This window comes from Erythrobacter sp. K21-9 (genome assembly GCF_055808355.1).
This window is the reverse complement of record NZ_CM147866.1, coordinates 2,272,185-2,288,039: the sequence shown is the minus strand read 5'-3', so window position 1 is coordinate 2,288,039 and position 15,855 is coordinate 2,272,185. Positions and strand designations below refer to the sequence as shown.

The following is a 15,855-nucleotide window of genomic DNA, read 5'->3' as shown; positions in this document are numbered from 1 at the left end:
ATCAGGCGCCGCGTTCAGGCGTTCTGGGCAGGTAGCGGCATGTCATGTGTCGCAGGAAGCGCCGCCTGAATGTCCCCGGGCAGTGCCGCCACGATGCTCCGGCGGATTGGCTGCCAGAATGCTGACAGGCTCAGAAGGGCCGAGCCGATCACGAATGCAGTCAGAGCAAAGTTGAGCTCCACCGCTCCAAACTCGCGGAACAGGAATGTCAGCGCGAACAGCACGTAAGCGAGCGCGGACACCAGCAATGCGCGCCGGTCGATGGCGAGGGCGAGCAGGCCGAAGCCGATATACACGGCAACCACCCCGACAGCCGCAGCGATGCCGATATTGTCGCCGTCGGTCACGCCAATCAGCGCAAAAATCGGATGCGCAATCATGGGTGCGGCCAGCAGGTGCAGCCAGAACGCGACATCGCTGCGCCGGGTCGTGCGCGTGCGGTCGGAAATGTCCCACCGCATCGCAAAGCCGAACACCGCGAGACCCGCTATGAAAACGAGCATGAGAACGGTGGTTTCGGTGAAATTGTCGGGCCCGATGCCGGTGACGATCAGGCCGATAACCGTCGCTGCAATCGCCGCGGTTCCGGCAGCGACCGTGATGGGCACCATGAACCGGCGCCAGTGCAGGAAAGCACCTCCCGCCGCGACCAAAGCCGCCAGTGATATGGCGAGAGCACCAAGCCGGTCATTGCCGCCTTCGACCAAAGCGACGCCTACGCCAAGGACGGTCGCGAAAGTCCCGCCGACAAAGGCCAGCAGCAGCAGGATCGAGGGCAGGGCCATGCGGCGACGCCTGGTGAAGAACTCGGCGAGCGGCCATGATGTAATGGCCACAAACAGCCCCGCTAGCGAGATTTCGAGCGCTTGCCGCAAATTGTTGGCTTCACGCCATGCCGCCATTTCGGTTTCGCTCGGCTTGGGATCGCGGTCGATCAATGCGAAGAAATCGGGTGCGGGAGCGATCAGCCCTGCAATCGCCTGACCAATCGCGCCGACGGCGAGCAGCAGGATGACCACTCCGATGGCGACGAAGATATCGTTGAAACTGTTGATCAGCCGGAAATTCTCTTCCGAGGAGCGCGGTATTTCACGCATCTGGCTCATGTGAGAGCGGAAGCTTTGCGCGGCCTCCGGGGTAAGCGCCCCGGCGGTTACTGCGGAATTGATATCGTCTTCACTGTACATCGGGCCCAGCCTCCCCTTGCTGACGCGGGGGAAACTAGGCCCGGTGTATTACTGTGTCAATACGCTGTGATTGAGCGCATTTTCCAGGTCTTAGCCTCGGGCGCTGTCAGGGCCCGTACCGGTGACCTTCTGCATGGCTTTCAGGATCGCGCCCGATTGCTCGCTGCCCGATTGCGGGGCGACGAGGTTGGTGAACGAAGTGATGTCGTCCCAGCGATCTGCAAAGCCTTCGACCGTGCGCTCACCGTCCTTCAGCCACACGGCGTCATTCATCACCACCCATGCCGAGTGGAAACCGCCTGCACCGGCACCCACGATGGCGTTGGTGGGGGCATCTTCGCTGACGAGGAAGAGCGCCGCCGGAACCACATTTTCAGGCGCGAACAGCTTGAACGCTTCTTCGGGGAAGAGGTCTTCGGTCATGCGCGTGCCTGCGACCGGCGAGAGCGAGTTGCAGCGGATGTTGTATTTCGCGCCTTCGAGCTGGAGCGTCTTGGTCAGACCGGCAAGGCCGAGCTTTGCGGCGCCGTAGTTTGCCTGACCGAAATTGCCGAACAGGCCGGTCGAGGATGCAGTCATCAGCGCGCGGCCATAGGACTGCTCGCGGAAGGTTTCCCAGCATGCCTTCGTGACGAATGCCGAGCCGGTGAGGTGCACCTTAAGCACGAATTCGAAGTCCTCGGGGCTCATCTTGGCGAAGGTCTTGTCGCGCAGGACTCCCGCATTGTTGATGAGGACGTGCACGCCGCCCCATTTCTGCTTGGCGTCGGCGACCATCTTTTCCATCTGGTCGTATTCGGTGACCGAGCCGCCGTTCGACATTGCTTCGCCGCCGGCCTTTTCAATCTCCTCGACGACTTCCAGCGCCATGTCGGAATGGCCGGTGCCGTCGCGCGATCCGCCAAGGTCGTTGACGACAACTTTCGCGCCGCGCTTCGCCAGCTCGAGTGCGTAGGCGCGGCCAAGGCCTCCGCCTGCGCCGGTGACGATTGCTACCTTGTCTTTGAAATCGATGCTCATGAATGGATCCTTCCGTGCGTCTTGTTTTGTGTTGGCGCTTTACGCGCGCGTAAACTTGTGTGGGCGCTGGGTGGCAGGAATCGTGCTGCGTTGCAACAGCGTCCTGCGCGAGCCTTGCACGCCGTAGGGGCAGGGTGCGCCTTAAAGGGTTTCCAAGGCGGAAATCAGGCCATCGAACGAGATCGATGACGGCGTCCGCGCCCAGTTCATGGGGCGGTTTGTCACAATATCCGTATGCGGCGGCGACCACCGGCATGGCGGCGGCCCGCGCTGCATTGACATCGTAAGTGCTGTCGCCAACGAACGCCATCGAGCCGCCGCCGCAGCGTTTCTGCGCTTCTATCAAAGGCTCGGGATGCGGTTTTGAGATGTATTTCCCGCCGGGGCCTTTGCCCATCGTGTTGCCGCCGATGACTGTTTCGAACGGGGCGATAAAATCGAGCTGGGTCAGGATCGAACGGGCGAAATCCTCGAACTTGTTGGTCACGACCGCCACCGTGACCCCGCGACCCTTGAGCTGGGCCACGACTTCACGCGCACCGGGATAGGGCCGCGAATAAACCGCGTTATTGTCCGCGTAAAAGCGCAGCATCTGTTTGTAGAGCGCGTGAAAATCATCCTCGGGCATCCCGCCCTGCGCCTCGACTGCGCGGGCAAGCATGACTTTCGCTCCGCCGCCGATAAGGTCCTTGCTGCTGTCGATGGGCACGGCATCGAACCCGCCAATCTCCAGCGCGTGGTTTACCGCCATTCCGAGGTCGCGGTAGGTATCGAGGAGCGTGCCGTCGAGATCGAAACCGATGGCCGAAAAAGGAAAGTCAGTCATGCACGACCGCGTGACGGAACGGTCTTCAAACCGCAAGCGTTTGATGGCAAGCGCCGCCGGGCGTATGGGAGAAACCATGACTGATTTTGCCGCCATCATCCTTGCTGCGGGCAAGGGCACTCGCATGAAAAGCGACCTGCACAAGGTCCTGCACCCGATTGCGGGCAAGCCGATGCTGATGCATCTGCTCGACAGTTTCGAAGAGCTTTCCCCGCAGCGCACGGTCGTTGTCGTGGGTGACAAGCGCGAGCAGCTCGATGAGGCGCTGGCGGACCGCGACATCACAACCGCCTTGCAGGAACCGCAGCACGGCACTGCGCACGCAGCCTTGCAGGCGCGCGAGGCAATGGCGGGCTTTTCCGGCAACATTCTGGTGTGCTTCGCCGATTGCCCGATGGTCGGTGCTGAAACCGTTCGCAAGCTGGTCGGCGCGCTTGCCGACGGGGCGAAGGTCGCGGTGCTCGGGTTCCGGCCCGGCGATCCGCTCCAATATGGCCGCGTGATAGCAGATGCCGATGGCACGGTGCGCAAAATGGTCGAGTTCAATGATGCGAGCGATGACGAGCGCGCCTGCGACCTGTGCAATTCGGGTCTGATCGTTGCGCATTCGGACGATATGTGGCCGCTGCTCGATGCGGTCGACAACAACAACGCGCAGGGCGAATATTACCTGCCCGATGTTGCGACCGGAGCCATCGCGCGCGGCGACACCGTGAAAGTGGTCGAAACCGACCCCGCCGAAGTGGCCGGGATCAACAGCCGCGCCGAGCTCGCCGCGGCCGAGGCACAGTGGCAGGCATTCAAGCGCGAAGAGGCGATGGCGAATGGTGCGACGCTCAAGGCTCCCGAGACGGTGTTCTTCAGCTGGGATACCGAGCTGGGCAAGGACGTGGTGGTCGAACCCAATGTCGTGTTCGGCCCCGGAGTGAAAATTGCCGACGGTGTCCACATCAAGTCCTTCTCCCACCTGGAGGGCGCAACGCTGGCCAGCGGCGTGCAAGTCGGCCCGTTCGCGCGCCTGCGCCCGGGAGCGGTGCTTGAGGAAGACAGCTTCATCGGCAATTTTGTCGAAATGAAGAAGGCCGTGCTGGGCAAGGGCGCAAAGGCCAGCCACCTGTCCTATATCGGCGATGCAACGGTGGGCGCAGGCGCCAATATCGGTGCGGGCACGATCACCTGCAATTACGATGGCTATTTCAAATATCACACGACTATCGGGGAGCGCGCCTTCATCGGATCGAACAGCGCATTGGTCGCTCCGGTTACGATCGGCCCGGATTCCATCGTCGCCGCAGGTTCGACCGTCAGCCGCGATGTCGGCGCGGGCGAGCTGCGCATGGTGCGCGCCGACCAGCTCGTGAAACAGGGCTGGGCCGACCGTTTCCACGACACGATGAAAAAGAAGAAGGCGGCAGCCAAAAAGGGGTGACCAAGTCGGACGCCAAAGTGGACGCGCAGGTCTGCTGGCTCTGCTCGCGCCAGCTTGGAACGCTGATCCAGTGGCATCATCCTGTTCCGAAATCGAAAAAGGCGCCTGACGGGAAACGCAAACACGGTACCGTTCCGGTCCATCCGATCTGCCACAGAACCATACACGCCAATTTCACCAATGCAGAGCTGGCGCGGATCGGGGACGATCGCGAAACCGTTCGCAGCCATCCTGCGGTCGCCAGATTCGTGAAGTGGGTGAGCAGCAAGCCGCCGGACTTCCACGCACCCACTCGCGGCTAAGCTTGGGCGACCGGGAACCATTACCTCGCAAGACTGCTGATAAGCCGAGACATTATCAGGAGCGTGAATATGGGTATCGGCAGATGGGTTGCGGCAGGACTTGGTATTGCAGCAGTGGGCGCGGTTGCCGCCTACGCTCAATATAGCGACACCGAACAGGCACCTTACAAGGTCGTCATGGAAGACGGCGACTTCGAAGTGCGCGAATACCCGTCCATCATCGTCGCCGAGGTCACGCATACCGGGTAGCGGACCAATGCCCGCCGTGCGAGCTTTCGCAGGCTTGCCGCATACATCTTCGGGCAGGATCGCCCGCAGGGCGGCGAGGAAATTGCGATGACAGCGCCTGTGCTGACCGAGCGCGTAGATCAGGATGAGAAGATCGAGATGACCGCTCCGGTACTCCAGGAACGGACCGGCAGCGACACATGGCGCATGCGCTTTGTCATGCCCGCCAAATACACGCTTGAGACGCTTCCTGCCGCGCCCGCCGACATTTCGCTGACCGAAGTACCCGCGCGCCGAATGGCGGCGGTGCGTTTCAGCGGCAATTCGCGCGAGACGGCCCTTGCCGAAATGGAAGCGAAGCTGATGGAATGGACGGCTCGCCGAGGTTTCAAGACAATCGGCAACCCTGTGTATGCGGGATACGATGCGCCGATGGTCCCGGGACCGCTGCGGCGTAATGAGGTGATGATCGAAGTGGCGGTACGAGTAGGGGCTAACCGGTACCGCCAGCTTCAGATCACGTCCTAGGCGTCTTCGAGTGTGCGGGTAGCCGCGGTCGGGGTGTGACCGCTTTCACGCTCCCATTGCTCGAATTCGCTGCGGCTCAGCAGATAACGCTCGCGCGCTTCGTGAAAGCTGATCACGCGGTCGTGTACAGCCTGCACTACGTCTGCTTTCTTTGCCTTTGACCAATAAACCCTGTGCGACTTTGGCAGTCCGTACTGCTTGATCGCGTCGGCGATGGAAAGGTGTCGGGGGTATGCCACGTTTTCGTACTCCTTGTTAAAGTGCCCCTGGTTCACAACGCCCTGTGTTGCTGGAGATGTGATCGTGTTTTCAGGCTTAATTCGGTCCTACCGAGCATGGTTAACATCGCGTTGACGCCGCCCTACGTGGCTGGCTTGCGGTAAAGCGAGGCCAAAGTGTCGATCTGCTTTACACCCTGAAATTCGGGCGCAAAAAAGGGGCGGCCCTTTTTGGGAGCCGCCCCGGTTCTCCAGCGATTCTCTGCGGGTCAGCCGCCGGGCTGTTCACCCATCAGCTGCTGCATCAGGTAAACGTATTGAAGCGCCTGCAGCTTCGCGCGCTGCTCATTGTCGACCCCGCCTGAATGCCCGCCTGTCATATCCTCGAAGTAGTAATAGGGCTGGCCAAGCTCTTTCAGCTTCGCCGCGCCCTTGCGCGCATGAGCGGGATGGGTGCGATCATCTGCGGTCGAGGCCCACAGGAACGGGGTGGGGTATTCCACGCCCTCTACGAGCTTCTGGTAGGGCGAATATTTCTCAATCCAGGCGCGTTGCTCAGGAATGCGCGGATCGCCATATTCACCCGTCCACGATGCGCCGCGGTCGATCAGGTGGTACCGCAGCATGTCGAACAGCGGGATCGCCACGATCGCGGCGCCAAACAGGTCAGGCCGCTGCGTGAGGGCGGTTCCGACCAACAGACCGCCTTGAGAGCCCCCTTGAATACCCAGATGCTCAGGTGAGGTGAAGCCGCGCTCGACGAGATCTTCGCCGACAGCGATGAAGTCATCCCATGTCCGCTGCTTGTTTTCGCGCATCGCGGTCTGGTGCCAGCCGGGGCCGAACTCACCGCCGCCGCGCAAATTGGTCAGCACGTAGGCTCCGCCATTTTCGAGCCAGAGCTTGCCCTGGCTACCGAGGTAGCTGGGCAGCATCGAGACCTGATAGCCGCCATAACCATACATGAGTGTCGGCGTGGTGCCGTCCAGTTCCATGCCGGCAGGCTTGACGATGAAGTACGGAATTTGCGTCCCGTCCTTGCTCGTCGCCTGATGCTGCTCGACTTCCATCCCGGCCGGATCGAAACGCGCTGGCGAGGTCTTGAGCACCTGAGGGTCGCCCGAACCATCGGTGTAGTAAAGCGTGGTCGGATTGAGAAAGTCGGTGACGGTGAACATCACCTGCTCGGTCTCGTTCGAAGACGCTGCAACACCCACGGTCGCATTGTCGGGCAGGTTGACCGGTTCGCTGGTCCACTCACCGTCGACGAAATCGAACCGCAGGACCTTGCCCACGACATTGTCCAGCATGCTGACATAGAGGCTTCCGGCGGTGCTCGCCGCGCCGCGCTTGGTTTGCCGGTCGCCCGGCGCCCAGACGAGCGTTTTTTTCGCGCCGTTGGGATCGGCCTTGAATTCCTCCAGGTCGACCGCAACCAGCGCATCGGCAGGGAAGGTCTGACCCTGCGTTTCCCAATCGACATCGGTCGTGAACAGCGCCTGCCCGTCGATTATGCCATAGGGCGACGCCTTGAGGGGCATATCCATACGCACCCACTCGCCGTCCTTCAGCCAGTAATATTCCGTCTCATGGAAGCTCGTTGCGCGGAAGCCGAAATAGCCGTGCACGATGCCCTTGTTATCGCGGGAAAGCGATGCGCCGGACCAGACATCGGACTGTTCGCCGCGCCAGATTTCCTGCGCATCGGCGATGTCCGTTCCACGCTTCCACAGGCGCGTGGTGCGCGGATACTGGCTCTCGGTGAGTGTACCTTCGCCGAAATCACGGCTGACGAGCAGGGTGTCTTCATCGAGCCATTGCACGCCGCCTTGGCTCTTTTCCTCGAGCGCAAACCCGCCTTCGACGAAGCTCTTGGTCGAGGTGTCGAATTCGCGCATGATTGTCGCATCTTCGCCGCCATCGCTCAGTGCAATCATGCACTTGCTTTGTGCCGGAGGCAGGCAGGTCGAGCCCTTGTAGACCCATTCCTTGCCCTCGGCAGCGGCAAGCGCGTCCACGTCGAGCACGGTTTCCCATTCGGGTTCGTCGGTCTGGTAGCTTTCCAGCGTGGTCCGGCGGAGCAGGCCTTTCGGGTTCTGCTTGTCCTGCCAGAAATTGTAGAGGCCATCAGGGCGGAAGCTGACATAAGGGACGCGGTCCTCGCTGTCATAGATCGCGAGCGCTTCAGCCTTGAGCTCCTCGAACCGGGGATCGGTTTCCAGCGCACCAAGCGTGAGCTCGTTCTCCTTGGTGACCCAGGCAAGAGCCTCTTCGCTGCGAGCTTCCTCGAGCCAGATATAGGGGTCCTGTTCTGGTCCGGGAACGCCCGCTTCATCAATAACCGTGGCAGTGTGGTCGTCGGCGTTGGCGCCGGTTGCAGCGGTTAGTGTCATGGCAGCCGCCAGTGCAAGTGTTGAGACAAGCTTCAAGTGTCCTCTCCTGTGGGGAAATGCATTGACAATGGTGTGCCCAAGCCGCCGCCAAAAGTGAAGGGCGAAAGCAGGCAGTTGGAGGCAATATCAGCCTGTTTGCTCGGCAACCTGCACTTCGCGTTCCCGAGGAAGGAAAACAGGCGCTGTCTCGTCGCTGGCGTCCATGCGCGCAATCGCAGCGAGCATGTGCTCGCGCAGGCGGCATTGCAGCTTCCAGCCGATCTTGGGATCTTTCGCGCGGGCGAGAAAGCGGACGGTCGTCGCCAGCGCATCGTGGCCGACGACCTGCACTTCGGCCTCGTCGGCGTCCATCACATCATCGTCCTGCTCGACGAACTTCTCGAACTCGTCGCGCAGTTTGTCGATATCGGAGCGGTGATCGAGCATCAGCTCGACATGAGTCATCAGGCTGGGATCGGTCTTGGTCCAGTTTTCGAAGCTTTCGCCGATAAAGGCGGCAACCGGCGCCATCAGGCGGCGCTCATCCCACGTGCGCAGACGGAGGTGGGTAAAGCCGATCCGCTCGATATAGCACCATTGGCCCTGCCAATAGACCGCATCGCCAATCCGCGCGGTCTTCGCAAACGCGATCTGGATGCTGGCCATCAGATCGCCGAGCGCCTGCCGCGCCGCGAATACAAGGATGAGGCCGAGCACCCCGGCAGAGGCCAGCAGGCTGAAGCCAAGCGTGCTCGCGATATCGGTCTGGATCAACACCACCGCGACCGCGATCAGCACCACGAAAACGGTCAGGATGCGCTGGCCAGCGCTCAGCTTCGTAAAATAATCGCGGGCTTCCTCGTTATCGGGGTCTTCGAGTTCTGTGCTGCGCTGACCGGCAGCGAAATCGATGATCGTCTCAATGACCACCAGCAGCAGCGCGGCGATGGCGGCGACAAACAAGGTGATTTCCAGCGGGTCGAGGATGCTCGCAACGGTGCCGGAGAAATTGAAAATCGAACTGCGCAGGAGCGCAAATGTGCCCGCCAGCGCCGTGAGCGAGGCTGGCAGGTGGATGGCGCGCGCTATGCTATGGGCAAGCGTATCCTCGTCATGGCTCTTCCGAAAACGCCGGATACCGGCATAGACAAATGCCGCAACGAGCATGGCCAGAACCAGCACGACCGGCAGAGCGATGACTTCCCACCATGCGAGGGTCCAGAACGCCTGCTCGCGCAGCGGGGCGGGAAGGGCTTGCTCGAACTTCGACGGGCCGTAGCGATCATAGAGCGCCGGGACATTCTCGACCGTCTGGCGGCTGATCATCCAGACCGGCTCTCCATCGCGTGTTTGCAGGCGCGCAATACGGAACGAGTAATCTCGTCCTTCAGCGCGAAGATGCGCGAGAACGATGCTGCGGCGCGGTTCGCCTGCAAGCGGTTCCTTGTTGCTGGCGATGACCTCGACTGCGTCGGGCCGGTCGGAAAGGCCGCGCCAGTCGATCAGGATCGAGCGGTTGACGATATCGAATGCCTGCCGCGCGAGTTCTGGACCGCGTGAGGCTTGTTCCGAGGCTGGCATGTCGGACAGGTCCAGTGCTGTCGCAACGCGGTCCCATTCCTTGTCATGCCCTGCGTCGATGAAGCTTTCAAGGAGCGCCTGAGGCGTCTCCAGATCGAGCGGCTCGGCTGGCTGGGGAAGGCCCGGATTGATCGCGTCGATTTCGTAAACATAGGGTTCGGAAGAAGCAGGCACGTCGTCCGAGCCCTGCGCAGCAAGGGGCGCGGCGAGCGGCGCTGCAATCAGCGCGAGCAAGAAAATTGTGAGAAACCGAATGATACGCCCAACCCCGCAGCAAGTCTGAAGTTACCCTTGGTCAACCAACGGGATGGGCAAGGCGCGGTTCCGAAAAGGAAAAAGGCGGCCCCGCCATCATGGCAGAGCCGCCCTTTTCGTGTCTCTTGAACTGTCTCGGCGCCTAGGCTTCGACATGCTCCGCAAGGACCGTCAGGCCGGCATCACCGACTTCGGCAAAGCCGCCTTTGACTTCGATCGTCTCCGGCTCTGCGCCTTCGGTCTTGTAGACCTGCACCGCGCCATCGCGGATGGTCGACATGAAAGGCGCGTGGCCTTCGAGCACACCGAATTCGCCTTCGGTGCCGGGGACGACGACCATGTGGACGTCTTCGCTACGGACCAGCTTGGCCGGGGTTACGAGTTCGAAGTGGAGTGACATCTGGCTTAAGCGTCCTCGGCCATCTTAGCGGCCTTCTTCTGCACGTCTTCGATGCCGCCGACCATGTAGAATGCCTGCTCGGGCAGGTGATCGTATTCACCGTCGACAACCGCCTTGAACGATTTCACCGTGTCTTCGAGCTGGACAAAGATGCCGTCAATACCGGTGAAGACCTCTGCCACGTGGAACGGCTGGCTGAGGAACTTCTGGATTTTGCGGGCGCGCGCTACGGTGAGCTTATCTTCTTCCGAAAGCTCATCCATGCCGAGAATGGCGATGATGTCCTGCAGCGACTTGTACTTCTGGAGCGTTTCCTGGACCCGGCGAGCCGTGTCATAGTGCTCCTGACCGACAACGCGCGGCTCAAGAACGCGCGAGGTGGAATCGAGCGGGTCAACCGCCGGGTAGATGCCCAGCTCCGAAATTGCGCGGTTCAGCGTGGTGGTCGCGTCGAGGTGAGCGAACGAGGTTGCAGGAGCAGGGTCGGTAAGGTCATCAGCAGGCACGTAGATGGCCTGAACCGAAGTGATCGATCCCTTGTTGGTCGAGGTGATGCGTTCCTGCAGGTTGCCCATGTCGGTCGACAGGGTCGGCTGGTAGCCCACGGTAGAAGGAATACGGCCCAGCAGTGCGGACACTTCCGAACCGGCCTGCGTGAAGCGGAAAATATTGTCGACGAAGAACAGGACGTCCTGCCCTTCTTCATCACGGAAATATTCCGCCATGGTGAGGCCCGACAGGGCAACGCGGGCGCGCGCGCCGGGAGGCTCGTTCATCTGACCGAAGACGAGGGCAACCTTGGAACCTTCAGAAATCGCGTTGCCGTCTTCGTCCTTGGCGATGACGCCTGCGTCGAGAAATTCGTGGTAGAGATCGTTACCCTCGCGGGTACGCTCACCGACACCGGCGAACACGGACACGCCGCCGTGGCCTTTCGCGATGTTGTTGATGAGTTCCTGAATAAGAACGGTCTTGCCGACCCCGGCGCCGCCAAACAGGCCGATCTTGCCGCCCTTTGCATACGGCGCAAGAAGGTCGATGACCTTAATCCCGGTGACCAGAATTGCCGCTTCGGTCGACTGGTCGACGAAAGCCGGTGCCTCGGCATGGATCGGTGCAGTCATGTCCGCGCCAATCGGACCGCGTTCGTCAATGGCCTCACCAACCACGTTCATGATGCGTCCGAGCGTTTTCGGACCCACGGGCACGGAGATTTGCGCGCCGGTTGCGATCACTTCAGCGCCGCGGACGAGGCCTTCGGTCGCGTCCATTGCGATGGTGCGAACGGTGTTCTCGCCAAGGTGCTGGGCAACTTCAAGGACGAGGGTCTTGCCGTCGTTCTTGGTTTCCAGCGCGGAGAGGATCGCGGGCAGTTCGCCTTCGAACTGCACGTCGACGACAGCGCCGATGACCTGGCTGATGACGCCGTTGGTGGTCTGGTTGAGGACTGGTGCGGTGGCCATGTTGTGTTCCTTAGCCTTCGATTAAAGCGCTTCCGCGCCTGCAATGATTTCAATGAGTTCGGTGGTGATCGCAGCCTGGCGGCGGCGGTTGTATTCGATGTTGAGATCCTTGATGAGCTCGCCCGCATTGCGCGTGGCGTTGTCCATCGCGGTCATCGAAGCGCCTTGCTCCGATGCCTCACGTTCGAGCAGCGAGCCGAAGATCTGCGTCTTCAAGTAGCGCGGCAGCAGCTCTTCGAGGATTTCCTCTTCGCCCGGCTCGTATTCGACCACGGCGTCACTGTCGTCTGCGACATCGGGTGAAGGAACCGGGATCAGCTGGCTGACGGTCGGGTCCTGCACCAGCGCCGATTTGAAAGTCGGGTAGATCAGGTGCGCGACATCGTATTTGCCCGCGTCGTACATCTCGATCAGCTCGGCTGCGATCGCATCGGCCTCTTCGAAGCCCGGCGTCTTGACCGTGCTCGTGTCGAAATGCTGCCCGATCCGATCGGCATAATCACGCTTGAGCGGCGCGCGCCCCTTTTTGCCGACAAGGTAGAACTCTACCTCTTTGCCCTCTGCAATCAGCTCTTTCGCCTTGGCCTTGGCTGCCTTGACGATGTTCGAGTTCAGACCGCCGCACAGCCCCTTGTCGGTGTTGACCACCACGAGGAGGTTCCGCTTGTCCGAGCCGGTTCCTGCGAGCAGCTTCGGAGCGCTGTCGCCCGAAACCTTGTCCGCAAGCGAGGCCATGACGGCAGCAAGACGCTCTTGATACGGGCGCGCCGCTTCCGCAGCGGCCTGCGCACGGCGTAGCTTTGCCGCGGCGACCATCTGTTTGGCCTTGGTGATCTTCTGGGTCGATTTAACCGACCCGATCCGATCCTTGAGTTCCTTGAGCGATGCCATTGGGCGTTACCTTACGCGAACTGCTTGGCGAAGGTTTCGAGCGCTGCGACCGTGCGGTCCTTCACATCGCCTTCGAACTTCTTGCTCGTCCGGATGTCCGAGAGGATGTCGGCGTGTTCGCCGCGGAAGAAGGCCAACATCTGCTCTTCGTATTCGCCCACCCGCTCGACAGCGACATCGTCGATATAGCCGTTGGTGCCGGCAAAGATCGACACGGTCTGCTCTTCGAACGGCATCGGCGAGAATTGTGGCTGCTTCAGCAGCTCGGTCAGACGTGCACCGCGATTGAGCAGCTTTTGCGTCGAAGCATCGAGGTCGGAGCCGAACTGCGCAAACGCCGCCATTTCGCGGTACTGCGCAAGGTCGAGCTTCATCGAGCCTGAAACCTTCTTCATCGCCTTGGTCTGGGCGGCACCGCCCACACGGCTGACCGACAGGCCCACGTTAATGGCGGGACGGATACCCTGGTAGAACAGGTCGGTTTCAAGGAAGATCTGGCCGTCGGTGATCGAGATCACGTTGGTCGGAATGTAGGCCGACACGTCGCCCGCCTGCGTTTCGATGATCGGCAGCGCGGTCAGCGAACCGCCGCCATTGTCGCCGTTCATCTTTGCGGCACGCTCAAGCAGGCGGCTGTGGAGATAGAAAACGTCGCCCGGATAGGCTTCGCGGCCCGGAGGGCGGCGCAGCAGGAGCGACATCTGACGGTAAGCAACGGCCTGCTTGGAAAGGTCGTCGTAAACGATCACGGCGTGCATGCCGTTGTCGCGGAAATACTCGCCCATCGCACAGCCGGTGTAAGGTGCAAGGTACTGAAGCGGGGCAGGCTCCGAAGCGGTAGCGGCCACGACGATGGAATATTCCATCGCGCCGTTTTCTTCGAGCTGCTTGACGATCTGGGCAACCGTCGAGCGCTTCTGACCGACAGCGACATAGATGCAGTAAAGCTTCTGCTTCTCATCGTCGCCCTGGTGCGCGTCCTTCTGGTTGATGAAAGTGTCGATGGCGACAGCCGACTTACCGGTCTGACGGTCGCCGATGATCAGTTCGCGCTGGCCGCGGCCAACCGGTACGAGCGCGTCGATTGCCTTGAGGCCCGACTGCACCGGCTCGGAAACGGATTCGCGCGGGATGATGCCCGGCGCCTTGACTTCGACGCGGCTGCGCTCGGTCGTCTCGATCGGGCCCTTGCCGTCGATCGGATTGCCCAGCGCATCGACCACGCGGCCCAGCAGGGCCTTGCCAACCGGAACGTCCACGATGGTTTCGGTCCGCTTGACGGTGTCGCCTTCTTTGATCTCGGCATCCGAACCGAAGATCACGACGCCGACATTGTCTGCTTCGAGGTTCAGGGCCATGCCCTGAACGCCATTGGCAAATTCGACCATTTCACCGGCCTGCACCTTATCGAGGCCGTGAATACGGGCGATACCGTCACCCACGCTGAGGACGGAGCCGACTTCGCTGACTTGCGCTTCGGTGCCGAAATTGGCGATCTGGTCCTTGATGACCTTGGAGATTTCTGCGGCGCGGATTTCCATGTTTCTTCCTTTAAGCCTTCATGGCCTGGGCAAGTGAATTGAGACGGGTGCGGATCGAGGCGTCGATGCGCTTCGACCCTATGGTGACGACGAGGCCGCCGAGCAAATCGGGGTCAACATCGGCTGAAAGCATGACAGTGCGGCCCTCGCGGGCGGTCAGCTTGCTCTTGAGCTCGGCAAGCTGGCTGTCGGTGAGTGGATGCGCGCTGGTGACATTGGCGGTCACTTCGCCGCGCTGTGCAGCGGCAATGGCTTTGAACGCCGCGATCATGTCGGGCAGGGCGGCCAGGCGCCGGTTGGCCGCGAGCACGCCGAGAAAATTGGTGGTGAGATCGGCAAGCCCAAGGTGCCTTGCCACCGCCTCGACAGCGTCGCCATGCGCAGAGCGCGAGAGCTGCGGATTGGTGGTGGCGCTGCGCAGGTCGTCCGATTCGTCCAGCGCTTCGCTCAGCTTGGCGAGATCGGATTCGACGGCCGTAACCGTCCCCGCTTCGCTTGCGAGTTCGAACAGAGCTGAGGCGTAACGGCCTGCCAGGCTAGCCTGAATACCGGCGGAAATATCCACGCGTTTCGATGTCCTTTAGGATCTTCGAGAATAACGATGCATCGCCTCGGGGTTTCGGGTCGCTTGGAAGCATCCCGACGAAGCTGGCGCGCGCCTAGCAATGTCTTTGTGATTCCGCAAGCGAAGCGCGCGTGAATTATGGACATGGGGAATTGCTTGAGGCACAACTTACTCCAGGAGCGAAAAAGCTCATGGGAGAGGAAAAATGCAGCTTACACCGATGGCACCCAAGTGCGGTGTTGAAATTTCAGGCGTCTCGCTGGCGGATTGCACCGACGCCGAAATGGATCAGATCAAGCAGGCGATCTACGAACACGGCGTCGCGGTATTCCGCGATCAGGACTTCTCTCCGGAAGATCACATCAAGTTCGGCAAGCGCTGGGGCGGGATCGACATCAACAATTATTTCCCGCTGCAGGAAGACTATGGCGAGATCGCAGTGGTCAAGAAGGAAGCCGATCAGGCGACCAATATCGGCGGGGCGTGGCACACCGATCACTCCTATGACCAGATCCCGGCGATGGGATCGGTGCTGGTGGCGCGCGACTTGCCTCCGAAAGGCGGCGATACCGAGTGGGCGCATATGGGCGCCGCCTATGACGCGTTGCCGGACGATCTGAAGCAAGAGATCGAAGGGTTGGAGGCATTTCATACCGCCGACCACGTATACAAGGCCGATGGTCTTTATGCGCAGACGGACATGGGCAAGAGTTTGCGCGGGCAGGACATGAAAACCGGCGCGGTCCACCCGGTCGTGATCCGGCATCCGCATACCGGACGCAAGCTGCTTTATGTAAACACCGCTTTCACGATCAATTTTGTCGGCCAGACGCGCGAGGAGAGCCTGCCGCTTCTACAGCGGCTGTGCGACGCTGCGCTGACCGATGACAATCAGTGCCGTCTGCAATGGAAGCCCGGCACGGTCGCCATCTGGGACAACCGCACGACCTGGCACAATGCGATCAACGATTATGCGGGACACCGCCGCGAAATGCACCGCATCACGCTGTCGGGTGAGGCGCTGGCGGCATAGCCTTCCTGCGGACCAG

At 61.1% G+C, this 15,855-nt stretch carries 15 protein-coding genes and 1 pseudogene; 5 read left to right on the top strand and 11 right to left on the bottom strand.

The annotated features are described in order from the left end of the window. Nucleotides 1–14 precede the first annotated feature (14 nt). The 3 genes and pseudogenes from AC0L39_RS11715 to AC0L39_RS11705 all read right to left on the bottom strand — a co-directional run. On the bottom strand, nucleotides 15–1,187 hold the full coding sequence (locus AC0L39_RS11715; protein WP_473258066.1) for a hypothetical protein: 1,173 nt from the start codon (nucleotides 1,185–1,187) through the stop codon (nucleotides 15–17). Nucleotides 1,188–1,277: 90 nt separating this feature from the next. Further along, nucleotides 1,278–2,207 (bottom strand): SDR family NAD(P)-dependent oxidoreductase, encoded by a 930-nt coding sequence (locus AC0L39_RS11710; RefSeq protein WP_473258064.1) that lies wholly within the window; start codon nucleotides 2,205–2,207, stop codon nucleotides 1,278–1,280. Between the two features lie 301 nt (nucleotides 2,208–2,508). Continuing rightward, nucleotides 2,509–2,958, bottom strand: a pseudogene (locus tag AC0L39_RS11705) (HAD family hydrolase); the annotation flags it as partial. A gap of 151 nt (nucleotides 2,959–3,109) precedes the next feature. Here AC0L39_RS11705 and glmU point away from each other — a divergent pair. The 4 genes from glmU to AC0L39_RS11685 all read left to right on the top strand — a co-directional run bounded on the left by glmU (nucleotide 3,110) and on the right by AC0L39_RS11685 (nucleotide 5,520). Further along, nucleotides 3,110–4,462, top strand: coding sequence for a bifunctional UDP-N-acetylglucosamine diphosphorylase/glucosamine-1-phosphate N-acetyltransferase GlmU (glmU, locus tag AC0L39_RS11700; protein WP_473258062.1), 1,353 nt, complete (start codon nucleotides 3,110–3,112; stop codon nucleotides 4,460–4,462). Then, nucleotides 4,459–4,764 (top strand): HNH endonuclease, encoded by a 306-nt coding sequence (locus tag AC0L39_RS11695; RefSeq protein WP_473258060.1) that lies wholly within the window; start codon nucleotides 4,459–4,461, stop codon nucleotides 4,762–4,764. Before glmU ends, AC0L39_RS11695 begins: the two co-directional genes overlap by 4 nt. Nucleotides 4,765–4,833: 69 nt before the next feature. After that, nucleotides 4,834–5,013 (top strand): hypothetical protein, encoded by a 180-nt coding sequence (locus tag AC0L39_RS11690; RefSeq protein WP_473258058.1) that lies wholly within the window; start codon nucleotides 4,834–4,836, stop codon nucleotides 5,011–5,013. Nucleotides 5,014–5,058: 45 nt separating this feature from the next. Next, on the top strand, nucleotides 5,059–5,520 hold the full coding sequence (locus tag AC0L39_RS11685) for an SOUL family heme-binding protein (RefSeq protein ID WP_473262363.1): 462 nt from the start codon (nucleotides 5,059–5,061) through the stop codon (nucleotides 5,518–5,520). On the opposite strand, the gene AC0L39_RS11680 is transcribed toward AC0L39_RS11685, so the two are convergent. The 8 genes from AC0L39_RS11680 to AC0L39_RS11645 form a co-directional block, all read right to left on the bottom strand. Beyond that, nucleotides 5,517–5,759: a DUF1153 domain-containing protein gene (locus AC0L39_RS11680; protein ID WP_473258056.1), complete on the bottom strand. Its 243-nt coding sequence runs from the start codon at nucleotides 5,757–5,759 to the stop codon at nucleotides 5,517–5,519. The two genes, AC0L39_RS11685 and AC0L39_RS11680, sit on opposite strands and share 4 nt — an antisense overlap. Before the next feature lie 248 nt (nucleotides 5,760–6,007). Continuing rightward, nucleotides 6,008–8,167 (bottom strand): prolyl oligopeptidase family serine peptidase, encoded by a 2,160-nt coding sequence (locus AC0L39_RS11675; RefSeq protein WP_473258055.1) that lies wholly within the window; start codon nucleotides 8,165–8,167, stop codon nucleotides 6,008–6,010. Nucleotides 8,168–8,257: 90 nt separating this feature from the next. Further along, on the bottom strand, nucleotides 8,258–9,925 hold the full coding sequence (locus AC0L39_RS11670) for a mechanosensitive ion channel family protein (RefSeq protein ID WP_473258053.1): 1,668 nt from the start codon (nucleotides 9,923–9,925) through the stop codon (nucleotides 8,258–8,260). A gap of 163 nt (nucleotides 9,926–10,088) precedes the next feature. Next, entirely contained in the window at nucleotides 10,089–10,346 is a 258-nt protein-coding gene (locus AC0L39_RS11665) for an ATP synthase F1 subunit epsilon (RefSeq protein WP_473258052.1), read from the bottom strand. A gap of 5 nt (nucleotides 10,347–10,351) precedes the next feature. Beyond that, nucleotides 10,352–11,809, bottom strand: a complete 1,458-nt coding sequence (gene atpD / locus AC0L39_RS11660; protein ID WP_473258050.1) for a F0F1 ATP synthase subunit beta — start codon at nucleotides 11,807–11,809, stop codon at nucleotides 10,352–10,354. Between the two features lie 21 nt (nucleotides 11,810–11,830). Continuing rightward, complete coding sequence (locus AC0L39_RS11655) at nucleotides 11,831–12,700, bottom strand: F0F1 ATP synthase subunit gamma (protein ID WP_473258048.1); 870 nt, start codon at nucleotides 12,698–12,700, stop codon at nucleotides 11,831–11,833. A gap of 11 nt (nucleotides 12,701–12,711) precedes the next feature. Continuing rightward, a complete protein-coding gene (gene atpA, locus AC0L39_RS11650) occupies nucleotides 12,712–14,241 on the bottom strand; it encodes a F0F1 ATP synthase subunit alpha (protein WP_473258047.1) in 1,530 nt (509 codons plus the stop codon). 10 nt (nucleotides 14,242–14,251) lie between these two features. After that, entirely contained in the window at nucleotides 14,252–14,806 is a 555-nt protein-coding gene (locus tag AC0L39_RS11645; protein WP_473258046.1) for a F0F1 ATP synthase subunit delta, read from the bottom strand. Between the two features lie 205 nt (nucleotides 14,807–15,011). Between AC0L39_RS11645 and AC0L39_RS11640 the strand changes: the two genes are divergently transcribed. Beyond that, nucleotides 15,012–15,839 carry a TauD/TfdA dioxygenase family protein gene (locus AC0L39_RS11640; protein ID WP_473258044.1) on the top strand — a complete coding sequence of 276 codons (828 nt, stop codon included), beginning with the start codon at nucleotides 15,012–15,014 and terminating at the stop codon, nucleotides 15,837–15,839. The last annotated feature ends 16 nt before the right edge of the window (nucleotides 15,840–15,855 follow it).